Source organism: Bradyrhizobium sp. Tv2a-2 (genome assembly GCF_000472425.1).
Lineage (GTDB): Bacteria > Pseudomonadota > Alphaproteobacteria > Rhizobiales > Xanthobacteraceae > Bradyrhizobium.
On the sequence record NZ_AXAI01000001.1, the window covers coordinates 665,285 to 685,977 of the forward strand.

Annotated in this window: 17 protein-coding genes; 7 read left to right on the top strand and 10 right to left on the bottom strand. The window is 63.1% G+C overall.

Features of this window, described 5'->3' with window-relative positions:
- Positions 1-2 precede the first annotated feature (2 nt).
- The 3 genes from A3AI_RS0103220 to A3AI_RS0103230 all read right to left on the bottom strand — a co-directional run bounded on the left by A3AI_RS0103220 (position 3) and on the right by A3AI_RS0103230 (position 3,461).
- Positions 3-1,190 carry an acyltransferase family protein gene (locus A3AI_RS0103220; RefSeq protein ID WP_024514194.1) on the bottom strand — a complete coding sequence of 396 codons (1,188 nt, stop codon included), beginning with the start codon at positions 1,188-1,190 and terminating at the stop codon, positions 3-5.
- A complete protein-coding gene (locus A3AI_RS0103225) occupies positions 1,191-2,453 on the bottom strand; it encodes a serine hydrolase domain-containing protein (RefSeq protein WP_024514195.1) in 1,263 nt (420 codons plus the stop codon).
- 96 nt (positions 2,454-2,549) lie between these two features.
- Positions 2,550-3,461 carry a LysR family transcriptional regulator gene (locus tag A3AI_RS0103230; RefSeq protein ID WP_024514196.1) on the bottom strand — a complete coding sequence of 304 codons (912 nt, stop codon included), beginning with the start codon at positions 3,459-3,461 and terminating at the stop codon, positions 2,550-2,552.
- 140 nt (positions 3,462-3,601) lie between these two features.
- On the opposite strand from A3AI_RS0103230, the gene A3AI_RS0103235 reads away from it, so the two are divergent.
- The 3 genes from A3AI_RS0103235 to A3AI_RS0103245 all read left to right on the top strand — a co-directional run bounded on the left by A3AI_RS0103235 (position 3,602) and on the right by A3AI_RS0103245 (position 6,994).
- Positions 3,602-4,756: an HlyD family secretion protein gene (locus tag A3AI_RS0103235; RefSeq protein WP_024514197.1), complete on the top strand. Its 1,155-nt coding sequence runs from the start codon at positions 3,602-3,604 to the stop codon at positions 4,754-4,756.
- 122 nt (positions 4,757-4,878) lie between these two features.
- The gene (locus tag A3AI_RS0103240) at positions 4,879-6,501 is read left to right on the top strand and encodes an MDR family MFS transporter (protein WP_024514198.1); all 1,623 of its coding nucleotides are present in this window, start codon (positions 4,879-4,881) and stop codon (positions 6,499-6,501) included.
- A gap of 31 nt (positions 6,502-6,532) precedes the next feature.
- A complete protein-coding gene (locus A3AI_RS0103245; RefSeq protein WP_024514199.1) occupies positions 6,533-6,994 on the top strand; it encodes a carboxymuconolactone decarboxylase family protein in 462 nt (153 codons plus the stop codon).
- Between the two features lie 31 nt (positions 6,995-7,025).
- Here A3AI_RS0103245 and A3AI_RS0103250 read toward each other — a convergent pair whose 3' ends face one another.
- Positions 7,026-7,889 carry an AraC family transcriptional regulator gene (locus A3AI_RS0103250; protein WP_245286811.1) on the bottom strand — a complete coding sequence of 288 codons (864 nt, stop codon included), beginning with the start codon at positions 7,887-7,889 and terminating at the stop codon, positions 7,026-7,028.
- A gap of 382 nt (positions 7,890-8,271) precedes the next feature.
- Between A3AI_RS0103250 and A3AI_RS0103255 the strand changes: the two genes are divergently transcribed.
- From A3AI_RS0103255 to A3AI_RS0103265, 3 genes are all read left to right on the top strand, one after another.
- The gene (locus tag A3AI_RS0103255; RefSeq protein ID WP_024514201.1) at positions 8,272-9,384 is read left to right on the top strand and encodes a DUF2336 domain-containing protein; all 1,113 of its coding nucleotides are present in this window, start codon (positions 8,272-8,274) and stop codon (positions 9,382-9,384) included.
- A gap of 2 nt (positions 9,385-9,386) precedes the next feature.
- Positions 9,387-9,698: a PilZ domain-containing protein gene (locus A3AI_RS0103260; RefSeq protein WP_024514202.1), complete on the top strand. Its 312-nt coding sequence runs from the start codon at positions 9,387-9,389 to the stop codon at positions 9,696-9,698.
- A 106-nt stretch (positions 9,699-9,804) separates the two neighbouring features.
- On the top strand, positions 9,805-10,854 hold the full coding sequence (locus A3AI_RS0103265) for an HD-GYP domain-containing protein (RefSeq protein WP_024514203.1): 1,050 nt from the start codon (positions 9,805-9,807) through the stop codon (positions 10,852-10,854).
- Positions 10,855-10,872: 18 nt separating this feature from the next.
- Here the strand turns inward: A3AI_RS0103265 and A3AI_RS0103270 are convergent, their stop codons facing one another.
- The 5 genes from A3AI_RS0103270 to A3AI_RS0103290 all read right to left on the bottom strand — a co-directional run bounded on the left by A3AI_RS0103270 (position 10,873) and on the right by A3AI_RS0103290 (position 16,525).
- Positions 10,873-11,370 (bottom strand): TPM domain-containing protein, encoded by a 498-nt coding sequence (locus A3AI_RS0103270; protein ID WP_024514204.1) that lies wholly within the window; start codon positions 11,368-11,370, stop codon positions 10,873-10,875.
- 12 nt (positions 11,371-11,382) lie between these two features.
- Positions 11,383-12,252, bottom strand: a complete 870-nt coding sequence (locus tag A3AI_RS0103275; protein WP_024514205.1) for a TPM domain-containing protein — start codon at positions 12,250-12,252, stop codon at positions 11,383-11,385.
- Positions 12,253-12,281: 29 nt separating this feature from the next.
- Positions 12,282-12,896, bottom strand: coding sequence for a LemA family protein (locus A3AI_RS0103280; protein WP_024514206.1), 615 nt, complete (start codon positions 12,894-12,896; stop codon positions 12,282-12,284).
- Between the two features lie 231 nt (positions 12,897-13,127).
- Complete coding sequence (locus tag A3AI_RS0103285) at positions 13,128-15,455, bottom strand: xanthine dehydrogenase family protein molybdopterin-binding subunit (protein WP_024514207.1); 2,328 nt, start codon at positions 15,453-15,455, stop codon at positions 13,128-13,130.
- A 194-nt stretch (positions 15,456-15,649) separates the two neighbouring features.
- Positions 15,650-16,525: a dihydrodipicolinate synthase family protein gene (locus A3AI_RS0103290; RefSeq protein ID WP_024514208.1), complete on the bottom strand. Its 876-nt coding sequence runs from the start codon at positions 16,523-16,525 to the stop codon at positions 15,650-15,652.
- 546 nt (positions 16,526-17,071) lie between these two features.
- Here A3AI_RS0103290 and A3AI_RS0103295 point away from each other — a divergent pair.
- Positions 17,072-17,749 carry a nitroreductase gene (locus A3AI_RS0103295; RefSeq protein ID WP_024514209.1) on the top strand — a complete coding sequence of 226 codons (678 nt, stop codon included), beginning with the start codon at positions 17,072-17,074 and terminating at the stop codon, positions 17,747-17,749.
- Positions 17,750-17,782: 33 nt separating this feature from the next.
- On the opposite strand, the gene A3AI_RS0103300 is transcribed toward A3AI_RS0103295, so the two are convergent.
- Positions 17,783-20,476, bottom strand: coding sequence for a M1 family metallopeptidase (locus A3AI_RS0103300; RefSeq protein ID WP_024514210.1), 2,694 nt, complete (start codon positions 20,474-20,476; stop codon positions 17,783-17,785).
- Positions 20,477-20,693 lie beyond the last annotated feature (217 nt).

Genomic DNA, 20,693 nt, shown 5'->3' on the forward strand with positions numbered 1-20,693 from the left:
CGTCAGATCATTCTGGCCACAAAGGGAATCCTGCGCAACAACAGCGTTGTCGCCCAGCTCAGCGATAGCGTACCGGCAAACACGATCGCGAATTTCACAAAGGCAGGCCACGCCGGCTCATACACGTTGTATTGCAGCCAAATGATAAAGACGTAGTGCACGAGAAAGATGCCATAGGCCGACGGCCGCATCGCGTCGAGCAGGCGCAGGCTGGATTGGGCGGAGCGAAGGAAGATCGATGGCTCGGCGAATGTCATCGCCGCGCCGAACAACGCGAAGGCAAGGCTATAGGCCACCTCCCACCACATTGGCGGCGACTTGAAGTCTGCAATCCAGTTGTGGTGGGCATAGACCAGTACAAGGATCGCGCCATAGAAGAGCGCTGCCGAGCCGAGCCACATCGCCCAGCGCTTCACAACCGCGCTGTCCTCCGCGAGGAGGCCGCCGCGCAAACCGGTTGCGCCGACGCCGACACCTGCAAAGAAATAGCCGGCATAGAGCAGGACGCGGCTGGTCTGGATCGGCAACGGAAAGCCCTCCGGCTCGAACCAGGCCGCGTCGCCGAAGATCAGGCGCAGCGGCAGATAGATGATGATCGAAAAGATCATGAAGGCGACGAAGGCGGCCATCGGCCGGTCTCGGAAGGACGAGATGAGGCGGCCGAGCCCCTCGATCACGCTGGGAACCGTGGCCCAGATCGCCGCGGCAATAGCGTTGAACGCCAGAAGCACCCACAGGAACCAGGCAGGCCCCGACGGCCAGGGACCGATGGTGAGCGTGTGCCACCAGAAATGGAAGAAGTTGAAGTCCGTCGTTCCAGGCAAATGATAGCGCAGGAAGGTCGGGTAGTAGGCGAGCGGCATCAGAATGAAGATCGAGATCAGGTAGGGCACACCAAGCCTGAAGGCGCGATATCCCAAAAAATTCGCCGCCCCCCTGTGAGCGAGGCTGTCGCGCACGAACAGGCCCGAAATGAAGTACATGCAGGCCATGAAGAAGCTGTCGTTGAACAGCACGACGAGGTCGAAGCCGAGCCAGTGCGCGCGGTCACCGGTGCCGAAATAGGTGTAGTTGACCACCGAATGATGCAGCACCACGAGCAGCGTGATGAAGGTTCGCGCACGGTCGAGCGCCGTGACGCGGCCGGGCGCCGTGGTGATTTCGTTGGCCTGTTCCGGCGGTCGCAGCATTTATTTCCCGAAGGCGTCGTAGATGATCTTCTTCACGGCGATCTGCACGGGCTGACGTCCCGATGGCGAGTCCTGCATGACCGCGAAAAACATGTCCTCGGCACGATCGATCACAAGATAACAGCCCGTGGCGCCGTCCCATTTGATCTCGCCAAGCGAACCGGGCGGCGGCGGGATCGCATTGCCGGGATCGGTGCGGATGCCGAAACCATAGCCGAAGCCGAACCCGTCGCCCGGATAATAATAGACATCGCGCGCGACGCCAGCGCCGGGGCCGATATGGTCGGTGGTCATCGCCTTGAAGATCGTCGGGCTGAGATAGGTCTTGCCGTCCAGCGCGCCACCGTTGAGCAGCATCTGCCCGTAGCGGGCGAAATCGGCGAGGGTCGAGACCATGCCGCCGCCGCCCGATTCCCAGCGCGTGACGTCGAGCGAGTTACGTTCGATATGACGGTCTCTCGGCAACGGTCTTGCGTAGCGGGCTCGCTCGGCGGGATCGGTCAGGAAGAATTCCGTCGTGATCATGCCGAGCGGATCGAGCAGGCTCTCCTTCTCGAACTGATAGAGCGACTTCCCGGAAGCAACCTCGATGACACGGCCGAGCACGTCGGTGGAATGGCCATAGTCCCACAACGTATGTGGCTGCTCGGCCAGCGGCACCTTGGCAATCCGCTCGGCAAATCCCGCGTTGTCGAAATCGCCGAGATAGATGCCGGCGTAGGCCGCTTTCACGAGGCCCTGGCCATAGAAGCCGTAGGTGATGCCGGAGGTTTGCAGCAGGAGGTCCTCCACCGTCATCGGCCGGCGCAATGGCACGAGATCGAGCACCGGCTTGCCGCTCTCGTCCGACCGCTCGACGCCAACTTTCATGCCGGCAAAAGACGGAATGTATTTGGCGACGGGGTCATCCAGCGCGATCTTTCCACGGTCGACCAGCATCATGGCCGCGATACTGGTGATGGTCTTGGTGACGGAATGGATTGGGAAGATCGCGTCCTCCGTCAGCGGCGCGCCGGTGTCAGGATCGCGCGTGCCGAAGCATTTCTTATAAAGCTGCTTGCCGTGCTGCTGGACCAGAACGCAGGCACCCGGGATTCGGCCTGCAGCGACCTCGCCCTTGAGAAAATCGTCGATCGGTGCAAGCTTGTCGATCGATACCGTCGTGCCCGGCGGCGGACCGAACAAGGGCCCATCCGCTCGTGCCTCCCCTGAGGGCAGGAGCGCGACCGCCGACACCAACAGGATTGAGTTAATGCGCCCCATTTGACGGCACACGTTAGTCGATTGTATTACAGCGCTCCAGAGGCACGACACGCCGATCACGATCACGCATTCGTCATCGCGCGGCGAACCTGTCATTCACGAATAGGGATTGATCAGCTTCTGTTGTTCGGAACTGTGATTCACCAGCATGTCGATGAAGGTTCTCACCTTGGCTGATAAATGATGGCGATGCGGATAGACCGCATTCATCGACATCTCCAGCGGCCGATACTCCGGCAGCAGTCGCACCAGGCGTCCGGCTTCCAGGTCATCATGGATCAGAAAACCAGCGGCCAGGCAAATGCCGACGCCCTGCAAGGCTGCGATGCGCACAGTCTCGCCGCTGTTGGTCACAAGTCGGCCGGAGACCTTGGCCGAGGCCGGCTTTCCCTGCCGGTCCACAAACCGCCACTCGTCGCCGAACGGATACATGACATGACGTATGCAAGTGTGGTTGGCCAGATCGGCCAATTGTGCCGGCCTGTCGTGACTTTCGAGATAGCCGTGCGAACAGCACAGCACGTGACGCCAGGTCGCAAGCTTGCGGACGATCAGGCTTGAGTCCGGTGGCTCGGTCATCCGCAAGGCAAGATCGAACCCCTCCTCGATCAGATCGACATGGGCCTCGCCCAGACGAAAATCGACCTTGACCTCCGGATAGACCGCCAGGAACTCCGCAACGACCGGCGCGATGAACGGGACCATATGGGTCTGGGTGTACACGCGCAGCGTGCCACGCGGGGTCGATTGCTGGGCGCTGGCGATGTCGTCGGCCTGTTCGAGATCGGTGATGATTTGGGTCGCCCGGTCATAATAGGCGCGGCCGATCTCGGTCAGGCTGACCTTGCGGGTGGTGCGGTTGAGCAGCCGCACACCCAGCCGCTCTTCCAGCGCCTGGATGTGGTTGCTCACCATGGTGGTGGACATGTTGAGCCTGCGGCCGGCGGCTGAAAACCCGCCATTGTCCACGACCTGGACGAAGGCGGTGAGGCTGGTCAGCCGATCCATCTGCCTGCTCCGATTATTCTCTCTTCGTGGACAATGTATCCACTTTTTCGCAGATTATCAGACGGGAGAGGATATCGCATCTTCGGGCCGACTAGCGGCGGCCACCTCAGGCCGGCCGCCAGAGGTTTCTGGAGAGTGCCATGTCAACCACGTCCTATGTCCCTGAACAACAAGCAAAAACCGGGTCTCGCCTGTCCCAGCGGACGATCAGGCTGACGGCACTCGTGCTGGCGCTGACCGCGGGTATCGCCGCTGCTGCCGACCTTGGCTACGGCTATGTGACCACCGGCCGCTACCTGCAGACGACCGATGACGCCTATGTCAAGGCCGACTCCACCATCATCGCGCCCAAGGTGTCCGGCTACATCGCCGAAGTCACGGTTTCCGACAATCAGCCGGTCAAGGCCGGGGAGCTTCTGGCCCGCATCGACGACCGCGATTTCCGAGCCGCGCTGGACCAGGCCCATGCCGATGTCGCGGCATCCGCGGCCGCCGTGAGCAATCTCGATGCGCAAATCGAACTGCAACAGCCGGTCATCCAGCAACAGGAGGCTGAGGTCACGGCGGCGGAAGCCAACCTGCAATTCGCCCAGCAGGAGCGCACCCGTTATGACGATCTGATGAAGAGCGGATCCGGCACGGTGCAGCGGGCACAGCAGACCGACGCAGCACTGCGCGCCAGCGACGCGCAATTGCAGCAGGGCAAGGCGGCACTGATTGCGGCGAAGAAGAAGCTCGAAGTGCTCGACACCCAACGCGCACAGGCGGTCGCGCAGCGTGCCCACGCTCGCGCAGTCGAACAGCAGGCGGCGCTGAACCTGTCCTACACGCAAATCACGGCGCCGGTCGACGGCACGGTCGGGGCGCGTTCGCTCCGGGTAGGCCAGTACGTACAGGCGGGAACGCAGCTGATGGCGGTGGTGCCGCTGGAGGCGGTCTATGTGGTGGCGAACTACAAGGAGACCCAACTCACCCATGTGCGCAACGGCCAGCCGGTGGAGCTCGTCGTCGACAGCTTTCCGGGCCACAAGCTGCGTGGGCATGTCGACAGCCTGTCGCCGGCAAGCGGGTTGGAGTTCGCGCTGCTGCCGCCCGACAACGCCACCGGCAATTTCACCAAGGTCGTGCAGCGCGTTCCGGTCAAGATCGTGCTCGACGATCAGAGCCTGACCGGCCTGCTGCGCCCAGGCATGTCGGCCGAGCCGACCATCGACACCAAGGCGACCGTGCTTGCCGAGCGCGAGCGCCACAGCCAGCTCGCCGCCAATCCGGCGCAAGTCCGCCGGGGCAGCTGAATTCCGGCAGCGAATCCGGCGGCACATCTTCAATCGTCGCCGGATAATCCTTCCACTGCTTCTCCGATTATCAAAACAGTTCGTTCAATCCATCTTCCTCGCGAGACCGAGAGGAGAAAGTCATGACTACGCTCCAGGCGACCCTGACGACATCCGGCGAGACCCGCCAGGTCCAGCCCCCGGCGGCGGCCGCACCGACCTCTCACGTGTCCGCCAAAACCTGGATCGCCGTGACCGGCGCCACGCTCGGCGCGTTCATGGCGATCCTCAACATCCAGATCGTGAACGCCTCGCTTGCCGACGTCCAGGGCGCGATCGGCGCGGGCATCGATGACGGCGGCTGGATCTCGACCTCCTATCTGATCGCCGAAATCGTCGTGATCCCCTTGAGCGGCTGGCTCGCGCAGGTGTTCTCGATGCGCATCTATCTCCTGACCAATGCGGCACTGTTCCTGGTGTTCTCCGCGAGCTGCGCGCTGGCGCATGACCTGCCGCAAATGATCGCAATTCGCGCCGTCCAGGGGTTCACCGGCGGCGTGCTGATCCCGTTGGCTTTCGTGCTGATCATCACCCTTCTGCCGAAGAGCAAGCAGGCGATCGGAATGGCGATGTATGCGGTGTCGGCAACCTTTGCGCCCGCGATCGGCCCCACCATCGGCGGCTATCTGACGGAGAACTGGGGCTGGCAGTACATCTTCTATGTCAACCTCGTGCCCGGCGCAGTGATGCTCGCCATGCTGTTCTTTTCGCTGGAGCCGAAGCCGATGAGGCTTAACCTGCTCCGCGAGGGCGACTGGCCGGGCATCATTACCATGGCGATCGGACTGTCCGCGCTGCAGACCGTGCTGGAAGAGGGCAACAAAGACGACTGGTTCGGCTCGACCTTCATCGTTCGCCTCTCCATCATCGCTGCCGTGGCGCTCGCACTGTTCCTGGTCATCGAGCTGACCTCGACAAAGCCGCTGTTGAACCTTCGCCTCCTGCTGCGCCGTAATTTTGGCTTTGGCACCTTCGCCAACTTCCTGTTCGGCTTTGCGCTCTACGGTTCGGTGTTCATCCTGCCGCAATATCTGTCGCGCGTTCAGGGCTACAATGCGGAACAGATCGGCATGGTGCTGGCATGGACCGGCCTGCCGCAACTGGTGCTGATCCCGCTCGTGCCGGGGCTCATGAAGCGGCTCGATTCGCGCCTCCTGATCGTGCTCGGCTTTGCGTTCTTCGCCGCATCCAACTTCATGAATATCACCATGAGCGCCGACTATGCCAACGAGCAGCTGTTTTGGCCCAATGTGGTGCGCGCGATCGGCCAGGCGCTGGCGATGGCACCGCTGTCGGCGGTTGCGACGGCCGGCATCGAGACCGAGAATGCCGGCTCTGCGTCCGCGCTGTTCAATATGATGCGGAACCTCGGCGGCGCCGTCGGCATCGCGTTGTTGCAGACCTTCCTGACCAAGCGGGAGCAATATCACTCCAACGTGCTCACCCAATCGGTCTCTCTGTTCGAACAGGCAACTCGCACCCGGCTGGAACAACTCACGCAATATTTCATGAATCACGGCGTTGCCAATCATACCGATGCGCTCAATCGTGCCTATGTTGCCGTTGGCCATGTCGTACAGAAGCAGGCTTTCATCCTCGCCTTCAGCGACACCTTCTATCTGCTTGGTGTCGGACTAATCATTGCCCTGATCGCGAGCCTGCTCCTGAAGAAGCCGGACCATGTGAGTGCCGGCGGAGCCCACTAACCCTGAACCGCAAAAGCAAGGAGAGACGACCATGAAGCCCCGCATGAATTTCTACCAGGCTGCACCCGAAACCATCGACGCCCTCAATGCGCTCGAGACCAAGGTGGCATCGAGCGGACTCGAACAGTCGCTGATCGAGCTGGTCAAAACCCGGGCTTCGCAGATCAATGGCTGCGCCTTCTGCATCAACATGCACACCCAGGATGCGCGCAAACACGGCGAGACCGAACAGCGTCTCTATCTGCTGAATGCCTGGCGTGAGGCGCCCGTTTATACCGAGCGCGAGCGCGCAGCATTGGCCTGGACGGACGCGGTGACGCAGATCTCGGAGACGCACGCGCCCGACGACATCTATCAGCAGGTTCGCGCGCAATTCTCCGAGGCCGAGACGGTTAACCTCACGATGCTGATCGCGACCATCAACGCCTGGAACCGGCTTGCGATCTCCTTCCGCGCCATGCCGCCGGTGAAGAAGGCCTCAAGCGCCGCGTGAGGCTTGAGGTTGGCCGCGAGCCCCAGACGCGTCAGCCGCCCCGTGCGCGGGCAAGCGTCTCGGAAGGCGTTTCGCCGAACAGCGTCCGGTAGCTCTGGGAGAAATCGCCGAAATGCCAGAAGCCGAAGGCAAGGGCTGCGGCCTTCACGCTTTGGGTGCCGGCGCGAAGCTGCTGGCGCACCAGCCAGAGGCGCCGCAGCCGTAAATAGCGGTGCAGGCTCATGCCGCTATATTGCAACACCGCGTCGTGGATGGTGCGCACCGACAAGCCGAGCTGCTTGGCGAGATCACTGGAATAGATCGGGTGCCCGATGCTGTCTGCCAGGATGGCGCGAATGTCCTGGAATATCTTGAACTGCCTGAGCGTGTTCGCGCGGGCGGCCCACTTCGAAGGAATGACATCGGCAAACGCGGCATCAATTCCCGAAAACAGCGACTCGCGAATGGCGGGGCCGATCTGGTGCTGCTCGGCATCCGGCGCAGGTGGCGAGACAGACATGATTTCGCGGACCAGCGCCTGCAACCAGCCATAGGCCCATGGCGAGGTCTCGAAGATACGGAAATTCGGACCGGAATCTGGCCAGCCGCGGTCGTCGACCTGCGGCGTGAAGACGATCGAGGCGTATTCCCGCCCGACGCGCTCGACGGTCGTATATGCGGCACCATTGCTGCCGATCACGATAGCCGACGGCACCTCGTCCACGCCGTTGAAGCGGATCGGCATGCCCTCGTCCATGGTAAACGCCACCACCGTGCAATCGGGCGCGAACTGCCCGTCGGTGATCCTTGGAAACGACTTGACGAGATTGATGGAGCAGCCGGGCAGATTCAGGATGATCTGCTCGGCCGAGATGGTCCGGACCAGCGGCGTGAAATCCACGTTGAGGTTTCGCACCGAGCTTCGAAACTCATCAACGTCGGAAAACCTAAAGACTTGTGGTGCCAGCAAGGGCTGGCCCGAATTGCTTTTCATTGAACTTCAGAATTGACGAATTTCAGGACTAAAGGATGTCAGGACCGCTTGGATGTCTCCATCTAAATGGCGGTAATATAGTAGCTGGATCACGCTAATGGCGGCAAAATTACCTTACCGTCTAACGAACCGATCGGTATCTAGGCACGGTCGGGCGTATTGCACACAACATTTACAATCGTCTGCCCGCTCCTTTTGCCGAATTTCGATACAGTTTTGGCAATTTGAATAAAGTCCCTTAATTCTTCCCGCGTGAAATCCCGGGGTTGAGACCCGACTAATTTCATTCGCCGTTTGCCAGGCCATGACAGCCGTTGCTTGCTCCGAACTCATTGCTGAGGTCGAGCTCATCGCAAAAAGCGGAACGCCCGAGCGGCGCGCACGCATGCTGCGAGGGCTTGCCGACCTGTTTCGGTTATCCGCGGGGCAGCTGCAGCCGGCCCAGATTACCGTTTTCGACGATGTGCTGCTGCGGCTGATCGAGCGCAGCGATGCGCGCACGCTTGCAAGCCTCAGCGCGACTCTGGCGGGCCTGGAGCCTGCGCCTGCGGAAACCGTGCGCCGGCTGGCGCGCCATGAGGACGACGCGGTCGCCGCGCCAGTGCTGGCCCGCACGGTCTCGCTTGCCGACGACGATCTGGTGCAGATCGTCTGCGAGCGCGGCCAGCGGCATCTGCTGGCGATCGCCGGGCGGGCGTCGCTCAGCGCGGACATCACCTCGCTCGTGCTCAAGCGCGCCGGCAAGGACACCGCGCGGGCACTTGTGAAGAATCCCGGGGCACGCTTCACCGAAAAGGCCTATGCGATGCTGATCGGCATCGCCGAGCGCGACGAGACCGTGGCGGAAGCGGCCGGGCTGCGCCCCGACCTGCCCGCGACCCTGCTCGCTGAATTGCTGGCCAAGACCACGGATACGGTGCGAGCCCGCCTCCTGAAGGCGGCGCCGGCGGCGTTGCGCGAGAAAATTCAGGCCGCGATCAATGCCACGGCCGCGGGCCAAGCGCCGCGCGAGGCAAGTGCGCCGGTCGACTATGCGGACGCGCTTCGCATGGTCGAAGGGCTCAACCGCATCGGCAAGCTCAACGACTCCACGGTCAACCGCTTCGCCATGCGGCGCGAGCTGACCAACGTGATCGCCTCGCTCGCGGTGCTGTCGGGCGCCAGCGTCGAGGCGGTCGAGCCGCTCATGGAGGACGCGCGCTGCGAAGGCGTGATCATCGCCTGCCGCGCCGCCCGCCTGAACTGGCAGACCGCCGCATCGGTGCTCAACAATCGCCGCGCGGCCAAACCGTCAAAAGAGCAGCTTGAGATGGGCAGGGAGATGTTCGAGACGCTCTATATCTCGTCTGCTCAATACACCATGCGCTTCGAGCCGCCGGTGCCCACATCGGCAGGACTCGTCAGGGAGGCCAACTGATGTTGAAGGGCGAAAACCGCAAGACAAACCGCGTCCGGTTCGATCACAAGCACGCAGTCAACCTGATGGGCGTCGACGGCACCTGGCGGCGCAGTTGCGTCCTGCTCGACATCTCCGCGACCGGCGCCAAGATCGAGGTCGAAGGCACGATCGACGTGCTGCAGGCGAAGGAATTTTTCCTGCTGCTGTCGTCCACCGGGCTCGCCTTCCGGCGATGCGAACTGGTGTGGATCGATGGCTCCAACGCCGGAATCCGTTTCGTCAAGGCGAAGCTTGGCAACAAGAAAGCCGAAAGCAGCGAGAGGGCGCAGTGACGCTTTCGACCATGCGGGCTGGTTCGGTTAACGGCCGTCGGGGACGGCATTCCGGCAGACGACGCGTGCCCGCACGCCGCGACGATCAAACAGGCCATCCGCGCTGATGCCGGTTCACGTTGTTGCCGATGATCCCGCGAAGCTGGTTTCGGTTCGCAAGCTGCTCGAACCGAGATTCGCGGTCACGTCCGAGCTGCTCCGCGGAGCGAGCGTGCAGCGCGGCGATGTCACGGCGCTCGTCATCAGGGCGGACCTGCGCACGCTCGAAAACATCCATGCGCTGAAGAAGATCATTCGCGCCTTGAGCAAGGTGAGAAAGCGCGTCTTTCTGGTCGACGCCACGGCGCATCTGCATGTCAGCCAAGCCTACGCGCTCGGCGCGACACGTGTGTTGCTGGGCCCGCTTGATCGAACCACGCTGTTCGCAGAGCTGAGCGAGCCCGTTGCCGGCGGCGAAGCCGCGGCAGGCCAGGGGCAAGGGTCTCAGGTCGCAGCCGCCGTGGGCGAAGCCGCGCTTGCCTCGATGTTCACCGCGGTCGCAACCGGGCTGCCGATCGACATCCAGAGCGCCAGAAGCGCCGGCAGCCATATCGCCGACTCGATTGCCGAAACGGGGCTTGCCGACTGGCTCACCACCGTTCGCCGTCACCACGAGGGCACGTATCAGCACTGCCTGCTGGTGACGGGCATCGCCGTCGATTTTGGTCTCAGCCTCGGCGTTACGAAGGCCGACATCGAACGGCTCTATTCGGCCGCGATGTTTCACGATGTCGGCAAGGCCAAGATCCCGCTCGAGATTCTCGACAAGCCCGGAAAGCTCGACGACCACGAACGCGCGCTGATCGAAACTCATCCCGTCGCCGGCTATGAGGTGCTCAAGAACAACAACCAGGTCAGCCCTGAAATTCTTGATGCCGTGCGGCATCACCACGAATATCTCGACGGCAGCGGATATCCCGACGGCCTGAGCAATGGCCGTATTGCCGACATCGTCCGCATTCTCACCATTTCGGATATTTTCGCTGCCCTGATCGAGAATCGGCGCTATCGGTCGCCGATGTCACGCGAGGATGCCTACGGCATTCTGAAGGGCATGCACGGGAAGCTGGAAAAGCCGCTGGTCGCCGCGTTCAGGGATGTCGCGCTCAACAGGTAGCGCTTTCGCACCCCGCCCCTATATCACGACCGGCACATCCGGCAGCTCGTTGGGACGCGGCGCTTGCGGCGGGAAATGTTTTGCGAGTTCCTGCGAGACCGCTTCGATGCCCTTGACCACGCCGGCCTCGAACTGGCCGCGGCGAAACTCCGCTTCCATGTCGTGGCAGATGTTTTCCCAGCCCGCGTGCCCGACATGGATGTCGATGCCGCGGTCGGCGACGATCTCGACCCTGTGATCGGCGAACAGAAGATAGATCAGGACGCCGTTGTTAAGCTCGGTGTCCCATATCCGCAGATGCGAGAAGACGTCCAGTGCCCGCTCGCGTGCCGTCTGGTCGCGTAACAGCGCCGCGCCGTCCAGCGCACCCTCGACCGCGAAACGCATCTGCCCCGAATGCGTCGCCTCGCCCGCCGCAATGGCCTGCTCGATACGCGCCAGCACGGACCGGTTGAAGACGCGCCGCGCCTGCCAATGGTGCACGACCAGGTGCTTGCCGATGCGCTTGATGCCCATGGTTGTTCGAGCCTACCAGCTTCCCGACGCGCCGCCACCCCCGAAACCGCCGCCGCCGCCGGAAAACCCGCCGCGGCTGAAGCCGCCACGGCCTCCCGAGTAACGGCCGCCGGACCAGCCGACCGGACCCGCGCCGATGAACGGCGAAAGGCCGCCGAACATCAAGGCGAAAACGAACACGGCGACCCCGACCAGGGCCGACGCGGCCAGCGAGCCGACGAACAGCCAGACCAGAAATCCGGCCAGGCCGCCGGTCGCCACGGAACCAACCATCCTTCCCAGCGCGCTCCGCAGGACGCCCGCGATCATGAATCCGAAGATGAGAACGAACGGATTGAATAGATCGAAAGATTGTCCGCCGCCCGTATTCTGCCAATGGGACGGCTCCGGCGCCGGGAGCTCTTCGCCGTCGATCAGGCGGACCATCCGGTCGACGCCGGCGGAGATGCCGCCGGCGAAATCGCCGGCCCGGAATTTCGGCGTGATGGCTTCATCGATGATCCGCTTGGTAGTGAGGTCAGTGAGGCTGCCTTCGAGCCCGTAGCCGACCTCGATGCGCAGATGGCGGTCGTTCTTGGCGACGACGAGCAACGCGCCGTCGTCGATCCGTCGTCGCCCGATCTTCCAGGCATCCGCGACGCGGATCGAGAACTGTTCGATCGTTTCCGGCTGCGTCGTCGGCACGATCAGGACCGCGACCTGGCTGCCCTTGCGCCGCTCGAGGTCCTGAAGCTTTTGCGTGAGCGAAGCGATGTCGCTTGCCGGGAGCGTACCGGTCTGGTCGACCACGCGGCCGGTCAGCGGCGGCACCGGGACGTCAGCCGCGGCCGCGCCGGCCCAGCACAACAGCAGTGCAAGCAAGATGGTCCTTGTCGCGCGCATCGCGGCCGGTCCGATTTTTGGCGGCCCGGCTACTTGGCCGGCGCCGGCGCGGCCGGCCGATTGAAGTCGACCTTGGGCGCGCTCGAAATCTCCTTCTCGTTGTCGACCGTGAAATTCGGCCTCGCCTTGTAGCCGAACGCCATCGCGGTGAGGTTGGTCGGGAAGGAGCGGATGGTGGTGTTGAAGTCCTGCACCGCCCTGATGTAGCGGTTGCGCGCCACCGTGATGCGGTTTTCGGTGCCTTCGAGCTGCGCCATCAGGTCGCGGAACAGCGCGTCCGATTTGAGCTGCGGATAGTTTTCGGTGACGACGAGCAGCCTCGAGAGCGCACTGCTCAGCTCGCCCTGGGCCTGCTGGAATTTCTGGAACGCGGCGGGATCGTTGAGCACCTCCGGAGTCGCCTGGATGCTGCCGACTTTGGCCCGCGCATTGGTGACCCCGAGCAGCACGTCCTGTTCCTGCTGCGTGAAGCCTTTCACCGAGTTGACGAGGTTGGGCACGAGATCGGCGCGGCGCTGATACTGATTGACCACCTCCGACCAGCTCGACTTTATCTGCTCGTCCTGGCTCTGGATGGCGTTGTAGCCGCAATTGGTGAGGCTCAAGGTGGCAAGCGCCGCGAACATCGTGAATAATTTGCGCATCGAAACCTCCCGGTACGATGCCTTCGAATCTACCAGAAAGGGATTCTCAGGTAAGCGACGAAAAAGCGCTATCGGCGGCAATTTTGGGCCGGATTCTCCCTGTCGTCCCGGCGAAAGCCGGGACCCATACCGCGCGTTCCATGGGCATCGGTAGTCGTTGTTCTTCGTGACAACCACGCCCTGGGTTATGGGTCCCGGCCCCGCGCTCGCCTGGCCGGGACGCCGGCGTTGTTAGACCACGCCTGCCTTCGCCTCCTGAATTGCCTTCCACACCTTCTGCGGGGTCAGCGGTGTGTTGAGCTGGGCGATACCGAGCTCGGAGAGTGCATCCATCACGCCGTTGGTGATGCAGGGCGGGCCGCCGATGGCGCCGGATTCACCGCAGCCCTTGGAGCCCAAGGGATTGGTACGGCACGGCGCGGAGTCGTCGAGCGTCACCACGATTGGCGGCATGTCGGCCGCGCGTGGGATGCAGTAGTCCTGATAGGTCGCGGTGAGGAGCTGGCCCTCCGCGTCGTAGGCCACGCCCTCATAGAGGGCCTGTCCAATGCCCTGCGCGACGCCGCCGTGGATCTGACCGGTGACCAGCATCGGGTTCACCGCAATGCCGACATCGTCGACCGTGGTGTAGCGCACCACCCGGCTCTCGCCCGTTTCAGGGTCGATCTCGACTTCGCAGATATGCGTGCCGTTCGGCCAGCTCGGGCCGTCGACCTCGCCCTCGCTGTCGACCGAAAGTTTAGCGCCATTCTCTTTCTTTGCAATGTCGAACAGGCTGATGCGGCGGTCGGTGCCGACCACGGTGAGGAAGCCGTCGCGATATTCGATGTCCTCGACCGACGTCTCCAGCAAGTTGGAGGCCTTCTCGCGCGCCTTCTGCATCATGTCGTTGGTGGAAACAGCGACCGCCGTGCCGCCGACGAACAGCGAGCGCGAGCCGACGCTGCCGAAGCCGGTGGCAAGATCGGTGTCGCCCTGCACCACGTCGATCCTGTCGAGGGGAATGCCGAGCGATTCCGAAATCATCTGGGTGTAGGTGGTCTGCAGACCCTGCCCCATCGCCATGGTGCCGGAATGCAGGATGACGCGGCCTTCGGCGGTGGCGTGCAGCGAAACCTTCTCGGTGTGCGCGCGACCGCCCGTCCATTCGATGTAGCTGGTGAGGCCGCGGCCGTAGAGGAGGCCCTTCTTCTTCGCCGCACGCTTGCGGGCGTTGAAGCCATCCCAATCGGCAAGCTTTGAGGCGCGGTCGAGCATGTGGGCGAACGCGCCGCTGTCGTAAACCTGGCCGACGGCGTTGGTGTAGGGCAGCTGCGCCGGCTTGATGTAATTCACTTTGCGGATCGCGCGCGGGTCCATGCCGATCTTGCGTGCGGCCGCGTCGAACAGGCGCTCGACAATGAACACGGCTTCCGGCCGGCCGGCGCCGCGATAGGCGCCGACGGGCGCGGTGTTGGTCATTACCGTCTTGATCTCGAAATGCACCAGCGGCAGGTCGTAAACGCCGGTCTGCACGAAGGGCCCGAGCACCAGCGGGATGATGTTCGCCGCGCCCGACATGTAAGCGCCGGTGCTGCCGATCGAGCGCACGCGATAGGCCAGCACCTTGCCCTTCTCGTCGAGCGCGAACTCGCCGGTGGAGGTGAGATCGCGGCCATGGGTGCCGCCGACGAAGTCGTCGGTGCGGTCGCCGCGCCAGCGAATCTTTTTGCCCAGTTTCACCGCGGCGTAGGCGACGATGCCGTCTTCAGGGTAGACATTAGTCTTCTGGCCAAAGCCGCCGCCGATATCGCCGACCAGGACGCGCACCGAATCCTTCGGCCGCTTCAGGATCGCCTCCGCCAGCACGTCGCGGGTCGAGCCCGGCGTCTGCGACTGCACATAAAGCGTGAGCCGGCCGCTTTTCTTGTCGACCTCGGCAATGGTCGAGCGCGGCTCCATCGCCGACGGCACGAGGCGCTGGCTGACGAGATCGAGCGAGACCGTATGCGCGGCGCTGGCGAAGGCCGCTTCTACCCTGGCCGCATCGCCATAGCTCATGGCGGCAACGATATTATCAGGCGCGTCCGGCCAGACCGCCGGCGCGCCCGGCTTGGTCGCCGCGACCGGATCGGCCACCGCGGGCAGCTCTTCGTATTCGACGACCACTGCTTCGGCGGCTTCCTGCGCCAGCGCACGCGAGCTTGCGACCACCGCTGCGACCGACTCGCCGGCGAAGCGCACCACCTCATGTGCCAGCAGCCGCCGCGGCGGCACCGTCATCGGGGTGCCGTCCGGACGCTTGAAGATCGCGAGTGTCGGAATGGTGCCGGTGTCATCCTTGATCAGGTCGGCGCCGGTGAACACGGCTTCCACGCCCGGCATGTCGGTCGCGGCCTTGGTGTCGATTGACACGATCCTGGCATGGGCATGTGGCGAACGCAGCACATGCAGCCACAAGGTCCCCTCGTCCGGCTTGTCGTCGATGAACTGTCCCTTCCCGGTGAGCAGTCTCTGATCTTCCAAACGCTTGACCGGCTGGCCCGCCCCGAAACGCAAATTGCCGGGAAGAATATTCATCAGTTACGTCCTCAAGTCTTTTTAGGATTGGGCGGGGTTTTAGCGGATTTGCAGCGCGAAACAACCGCTGCCACCGTCATTCCGGACAACCGCAGGCACCGTCATTCCGGGGCGGTGCGAAGCACCGAACACGGAATCTCGAGATTCCGGGTTCACGCTTCGCGTGCCCCGGAACGACGGTGCCCAAAGAAACGTCAGCCCAAATCCCGCAGCACCGCCTCGACCGCCTTGCGCGCCTCCGCCGTCAGCGGGGCCTGTGGCGGGACGGGGTCGCCGACGTCGTAACCTTGGATGGCAAGGCCAGCCTTGATACAGGCAGCGAGATTATAGCGGGCGAATGCCTCGTTGACGCGCCACAATTTGCGCTGGAGCACCATCGCTTCCTCCCAGCGCTGGCGGTGGCAGAGATCATAGAGCGCAACGCTCTGCCGCGGGATGATGCAGGCGGGACCTGCCATCCAGCCCAGCCCGCCGATCAGCATCACCGCCGCCGGGATATGGGCGGAAGCCGAGAACACGCGGATATCGTCGCCACAGCGGTTCATGATCGACAGCAGCCGCCCGGTGTTGGTCGAGGCATCCTTGATGTAGCCGATGCGCGGATGGGCCGCGAGGCGCTCGATCACGTCGAGCGAGAGGTCCGAACGCTGGAATTGCGGATTGGTGTAGATCACGACCGGAATGTCGACAGCATCCGCGATCGCGCGAAAATAGGATTCCACCTGCGCATCGGCGAGCGGAAAATACGCCTCCAGGATCGCGAGAATGCCGTTGGCGCCGAGCTTCTGGTAGGCCTTCGCCTGCGCCACCGCATCGCTGGTCGTCGTCGACACCACGCCGGCCACAACCGGCACCCGGCTTTGCGCCGCCTCGATCGTGGCCTTCACGACCGCCGTGCGCTGCTCGCTGCTGAGATAGGCAAATTCTCCGGTCGAGCCGAGCGGCGTCAGCCCGTGCACGCCGGCCTCGATGAGATCGTCGCAGAGCCTGCCGAGCACATCGGCGCGCACCTTACCGTCGGCATCGACGGGCGAGACAAGATAGGGAAAGACACCATGGAAGTCGGGCATGCGGGTAACGTCTTTCAATCCTGAGCAGGGCGTTGACTTATGAGCAGCCGCCGGACAATCGGCATTTCCGGAGTTAACCACTAACCGGACATCTTGAGAGATATCAAGATCGACGAGGATGGCCCGAAGCGGACGCGCCATCATCTCGAAGATTGTTGCAATCGGCATCTTCAGTTCGTGCGACCTTGCAGAACAGCTTCGTCCATTGCTCCATCCAAGACTTTTCCAACTTTTCGGCAAATCCAGTGACCGCCGCATACTCCGTCAGGATCCTTGCCCGGCGAAAGCGCCGGATTTCACAGTCGCGACGATTTCGCCTGTCCCGTCTTCATCCGGTCTGTAGATAACCCGCAACTCTGCTGTGCTCATTCTACAATGCGCTCCCGAGATCCCGGTGCTCCGAGGCGATACATCTCGCAACAGCGCCGAGATGGCCTCACTTGGATTAGCAGCTGCCTTACGTCAAGCCTCGCGTTCACCTTGCACGAAGGCCGGGAAACCGCGAATATCAAAGCCCCTTCACGACATCCAGGACATTCCAGACACATGCACTTTGATGACGTCATTCTCGGTCGCCGGAGCATCCGCGGTTACAAACCTGATCCAGTACCCAGGGCACTGATCGAGGAAATCATCGGTTTGGCGATGCGCGCTCCGTCATCGATGAACACCCAACCCTGGAATTTCTACGTGGTCACCGGCGAGCCGCTGGATCGGATCCGCGCCGGCAACACGGAGCGGATGGTGGCAGGCGTGCCGCAGACGCGCGAGTTTCGCACAGGTCAGGCCTTCGCAGGCAAGCACCGCGACAGGCAGGTTGCCGTCGCCAAACAATTGTTCTCGGCAATGGGGATCGCGCGCGACAACAAGGAATTGCGCCAGGACTGGGTGCTGCGCGGCTTTCGCCAATTCGACGCGCCGGTCTGTGTGATCGTCACGTATGACCGCGTGCTGGACGGCAGCGACGATACGCCCTTCGATTGCGGGGCCGTGGCAACCGCCCTGGTCAACGCCGCCTGGTCGCGAGGGCTGGGCGCCGTGATCAACAGCCAGGGCATCATGCAATCGCCGGTGGTGCGTGAGCACGCCGGAATAGCCGACGATCAGGTCATCATGAAAAGTATTGCGCTGGGCTGGCCGGATGAAGGCTTCCCGGCGAATGCGGTCGTGTCCGAGCGAAGATCTGTCGCCGAAGCCACGGTCTTCGTCGGTTTCGAGAATTAGGCGCGCACGCCCACCGAACAAGGGCAGCCGGCATCATGGCCGTGCGCTGGTCTGCTGCTTGATCCAGGCGTCCACGGCCGGCAGCGCGCGCGACTTCAGGTCGGCGGCGATGGCGATGGTTTCAACCGCACGGGCCGTCATTACCTTGCCACCGCTTGTCGACTGCGCAGGCGCGAACTGAAGCAGCTCGGCGGCATGGGCGCCGTCGTTGAAATTGGTCATCAGATTGGCGATGAAGGCATCGCGAAACGACGGGCCGAGCTTTGCCAGCAGCGCGTCGTAATGCTTCTGCACAAAATCCCAGGCGAGCTCGGGCTGCTCGCCTGTGGACGCCACCGTCGAGATGACCCCGCCGACGATGGTGTTGGGCAGTTCGTCTGCAAGAGTGAGTGCCAGCGTGTCGCGCGCAAGCACGGGGTCGCGGGCACTAGCGACGGCGAAATAATAGCGCAGCCGCTCGTTGGTTGCGGTGGCCTTGCGCGCCAGCGACAGCAGCGCCTCGTAGGTCGGCTTGTCCGCGGACGTGCCGACCACATGCATGACGGGATCGCGCAAGGCGGGGCTAAGCGAGTTCGGATCCTGCCGGAAGCGGTCGAAGCGGCGCTTCGCCTCGGCGATGATGTCGTCATCGCCGAAATCGCCGAGGGTGCGGATGAGGCTCGCGCGCAGCAGCGCATCGTCATCGTCGGGCGCGCTGGCGCCGTCCCAGCCGAGCCGGTCGAACACCGGACGCAAGGTGGCGCGCACGTAGGCCTGCAAGCCTGCACGCTCGCTGCGGTCGCGCGAAAGACGGTTGAGATGGCCGAGCACGCCGATCACCTGGTCCCAGACGGCCCGCTGATCGTTGGGCGCGATCTTGCCGATCAAGGCGAGATAAGATGGCGCATCGGTGCGGCCGGCCTGCACCAGCGCCCAGCTGTCGGCGAGGACATTGAGCCGGTCTTCCGGCGTCATCGCCGGCAGCGCCTTGACCAGCGCGGCGCGATCGTTCGGGCCATAATCGACGCGATAATAGCCGATATCGCCGAGATTGACCTTGATCGGCGCGGCGCAGGCGCCGGCCGCGAGTTCGGCGGTGCCATTGAGCAGGATGGTCTCGGCATCGGCTCCGCCCACCACGCCAAGCCTGACTGGCAACTGCCAGCTGCGCGGCGGCAGGCCTGCCTCGTTATTGCCGCCGCCGGATCGCGCCGGCACAATGGCAAAGCGTTCCTGCTGCAACGTGAGGCGCTGGGACTTGCCGGCGCAACGGGTTTCCGCAACAACCAGAGGCACGCCGTCCTGCTCGGTGAAGGACGCTGCGATCGAGGCCACCGGCTTGCCGGTCGCGTCCTGCAGCGCCTGCCAGAGATCTGCGGTCGTCGCATTGCCAAAAGCATGCGCGGCCATATAACGGCGCAGGCCATCGCGGAAGGCGTTTTCGCCGAGATAATTCTCCAGCATGCGGATGAAGGCCTGCCCCTTGTTGTAGGTGATGCCGTCAAAGGCGGTCATCGCCTCGCTCTCGTCATTGACCCGCTGCTGGATCGGATGCGAGGTGCGGCGTGCGTCGAGCGCCATGGCAAGCTGCTTCTGGCCGTAACCGTTGAGCCAGGTCTTCCATTGCGGATAGAAATGCTCGGCCGCCCGCTCCTGCATCCAGCTCGCAAAGCCCTCATTGAGCCAGAGATTGTCCCACCAGCCCATGGTGACGAGATCGCCGAACCATTGATGCGCCATCTCGTGCGCCAGAATGCTGAAGATGCCGCGCCGAGCGCTATCGGCGCTGGTCGTGGGATCGAACAGCAGCCTGCTTTCAAAGAAGGTGATGCCGCCCCAGTTCTCCATGGCGCCCCCGAAGCCGCCGGGCACCGCGATCAGGTCGAGCTTGGGCAGCGGATAGGGGATGCCGAAATAGTCGTTGTAGAAGGCGAGCAGCTTCACGGCACTCTCAAGCGCAAAGCGGCCCTGCTCGCTCTTGCCTGACGTGGTGACCACGCCGACGGTGACGCCTCCCGCATTGGCCGTGATGCGCTCCAGCTCACCTGTCGTGAATACAAACAGATAGCTCGACATCTTCGGTGTCGGCGCAAAGCTCACGCGCCGCTGCGAGGCCGAGACCGCCTCCTCGCGCATGATGGGCATGTTGCCGACCGCGAGAAAATTCGCGGGCACCGTCACGGTGAGCGTAAAGGTCGCCTTGAAGGCGGGCTCGTCCCAGCAGGGGAAGATGCGGCGCGCATCCGACGGCTCCAGATGGCTCGAGATCATGCGCCTGGTGCCGTGCGCGGTCGGATAGTCGGCATAATAAAGCCCGCGCGCAAAGGAATTGATCTTGGCGGCAAAGATGATGCGCAGCCGGTGCGCGCCCGCCGCAAGCGGCTCGCGCAAGGTCAGCGTCGCGGTCTCGCTCGCGGCATCGAGGCTGATCTCGGGATGCGCCTTATCGTCGACAATTGCCTCGGAAAGCGTCATGCTGACCGCGTTCAGGACGAGCTTCGCCGTCGGCTCGCGCACCTCGATGTCGATGACCTCGTTGCCGGCGACCGTCAGTTCCTTGACGTCAGGCATCAATTCGATCGTATAGTTAACGGGCGCCACGGTCTTGGGCAGCCGGCCGGGGGTGACGTCGAAGGAATAGGCAGCTTCCGCATGCGCGGCGCTGCTGAGCAAGACCAGCCAAAACAGGCCTGCAATCGCACCAAAAAGGCGCGCAAGCGCAGCGGATTTGCTCGTCAGTGGCCTCATCTCACCCTTCCCCATCTACCCAGCCGCCACGGGAGGCGGCCGGGGCCAATCAATCCGACCCATTATCCGATCCCATGCGGGGCCGGAGTGCGGCAGGATCGGTTGTCTTGCGCACAATTCAGTCATTCTTTTGCCCCGCTGAAAAACAATTATTACCAGGCTAGCGCTTGGTACTCCTCACGAATTCGGCGGAAATTCTCGTGCGGAGAAAGTTAAG

What these genes read in the sequence shown, in the direction of transcription:
- A3AI_RS0103280 (WP_024514206.1), bottom strand. Translation starts at nt 12,896, where the DNA reads ATGCGCAAATTATTCACGATGTTCGCGGCGCTTGCCACCTTGAGCCTC.
- A3AI_RS0103220 (WP_024514194.1), bottom strand. Translation starts at nt 1,190, where the DNA reads ATGCTGCGACCGCCGGAACAGGCCAACGAAATCACCACGGCGCCCGGC.
- A3AI_RS0103300 (WP_024514210.1), bottom strand. Translation starts at nt 20,476, where the DNA reads ATGAGGCCACTGACGAGCAAATCCGCTGCGCTTGCGCGCCTTTTTGGT.
- A3AI_RS0103235 (WP_024514197.1), top strand. Translation starts at nt 3,602, where the DNA reads ATGTCAACCACGTCCTATGTCCCTGAACAACAAGCAAAAACCGGGTCT.
- A3AI_RS0103240 (WP_024514198.1), top strand. Translation starts at nt 4,879, where the DNA reads ATGACTACGCTCCAGGCGACCCTGACGACATCCGGCGAGACCCGCCAG.
- A3AI_RS0103295 (WP_024514209.1), top strand. Translation starts at nt 17,072, where the DNA reads ATGCACTTTGATGACGTCATTCTCGGTCGCCGGAGCATCCGCGGTTAC.
- A3AI_RS0103255 (WP_024514201.1), top strand. Translation starts at nt 8,272, where the DNA reads ATGACAGCCGTTGCTTGCTCCGAACTCATTGCTGAGGTCGAGCTCATC.
- A3AI_RS0103265 (WP_024514203.1), top strand. Translation starts at nt 9,805, where the DNA reads ATGCCGGTTCACGTTGTTGCCGATGATCCCGCGAAGCTGGTTTCGGTT.
- A3AI_RS0103225 (WP_024514195.1), bottom strand. Translation starts at nt 2,453, where the DNA reads ATGGGGCGCATTAACTCAATCCTGTTGGTGTCGGCGGTCGCGCTCCTG.
- A3AI_RS0103245 (WP_024514199.1), top strand. Translation starts at nt 6,533, where the DNA reads ATGAAGCCCCGCATGAATTTCTACCAGGCTGCACCCGAAACCATCGAC.
- A3AI_RS0103270 (WP_024514204.1), bottom strand. Translation starts at nt 11,370, where the DNA reads ATGGGCATCAAGCGCATCGGCAAGCACCTGGTCGTGCACCATTGGCAG.
- A3AI_RS0103285 (WP_024514207.1), bottom strand. Translation starts at nt 15,455, where the DNA reads ATGAATATTCTTCCCGGCAATTTGCGTTTCGGGGCGGGCCAGCCGGTC.
- A3AI_RS0103275 (WP_024514205.1), bottom strand. Translation starts at nt 12,252, where the DNA reads ATGCGCGCGACAAGGACCATCTTGCTTGCACTGCTGTTGTGCTGGGCC.
- A3AI_RS0103230 (WP_024514196.1), bottom strand. Translation starts at nt 3,461, where the DNA reads ATGGATCGGCTGACCAGCCTCACCGCCTTCGTCCAGGTCGTGGACAAT.
- A3AI_RS0103290 (WP_024514208.1), bottom strand. Translation starts at nt 16,525, where the DNA reads ATGCCCGACTTCCATGGTGTCTTTCCCTATCTTGTCTCGCCCGTCGAT.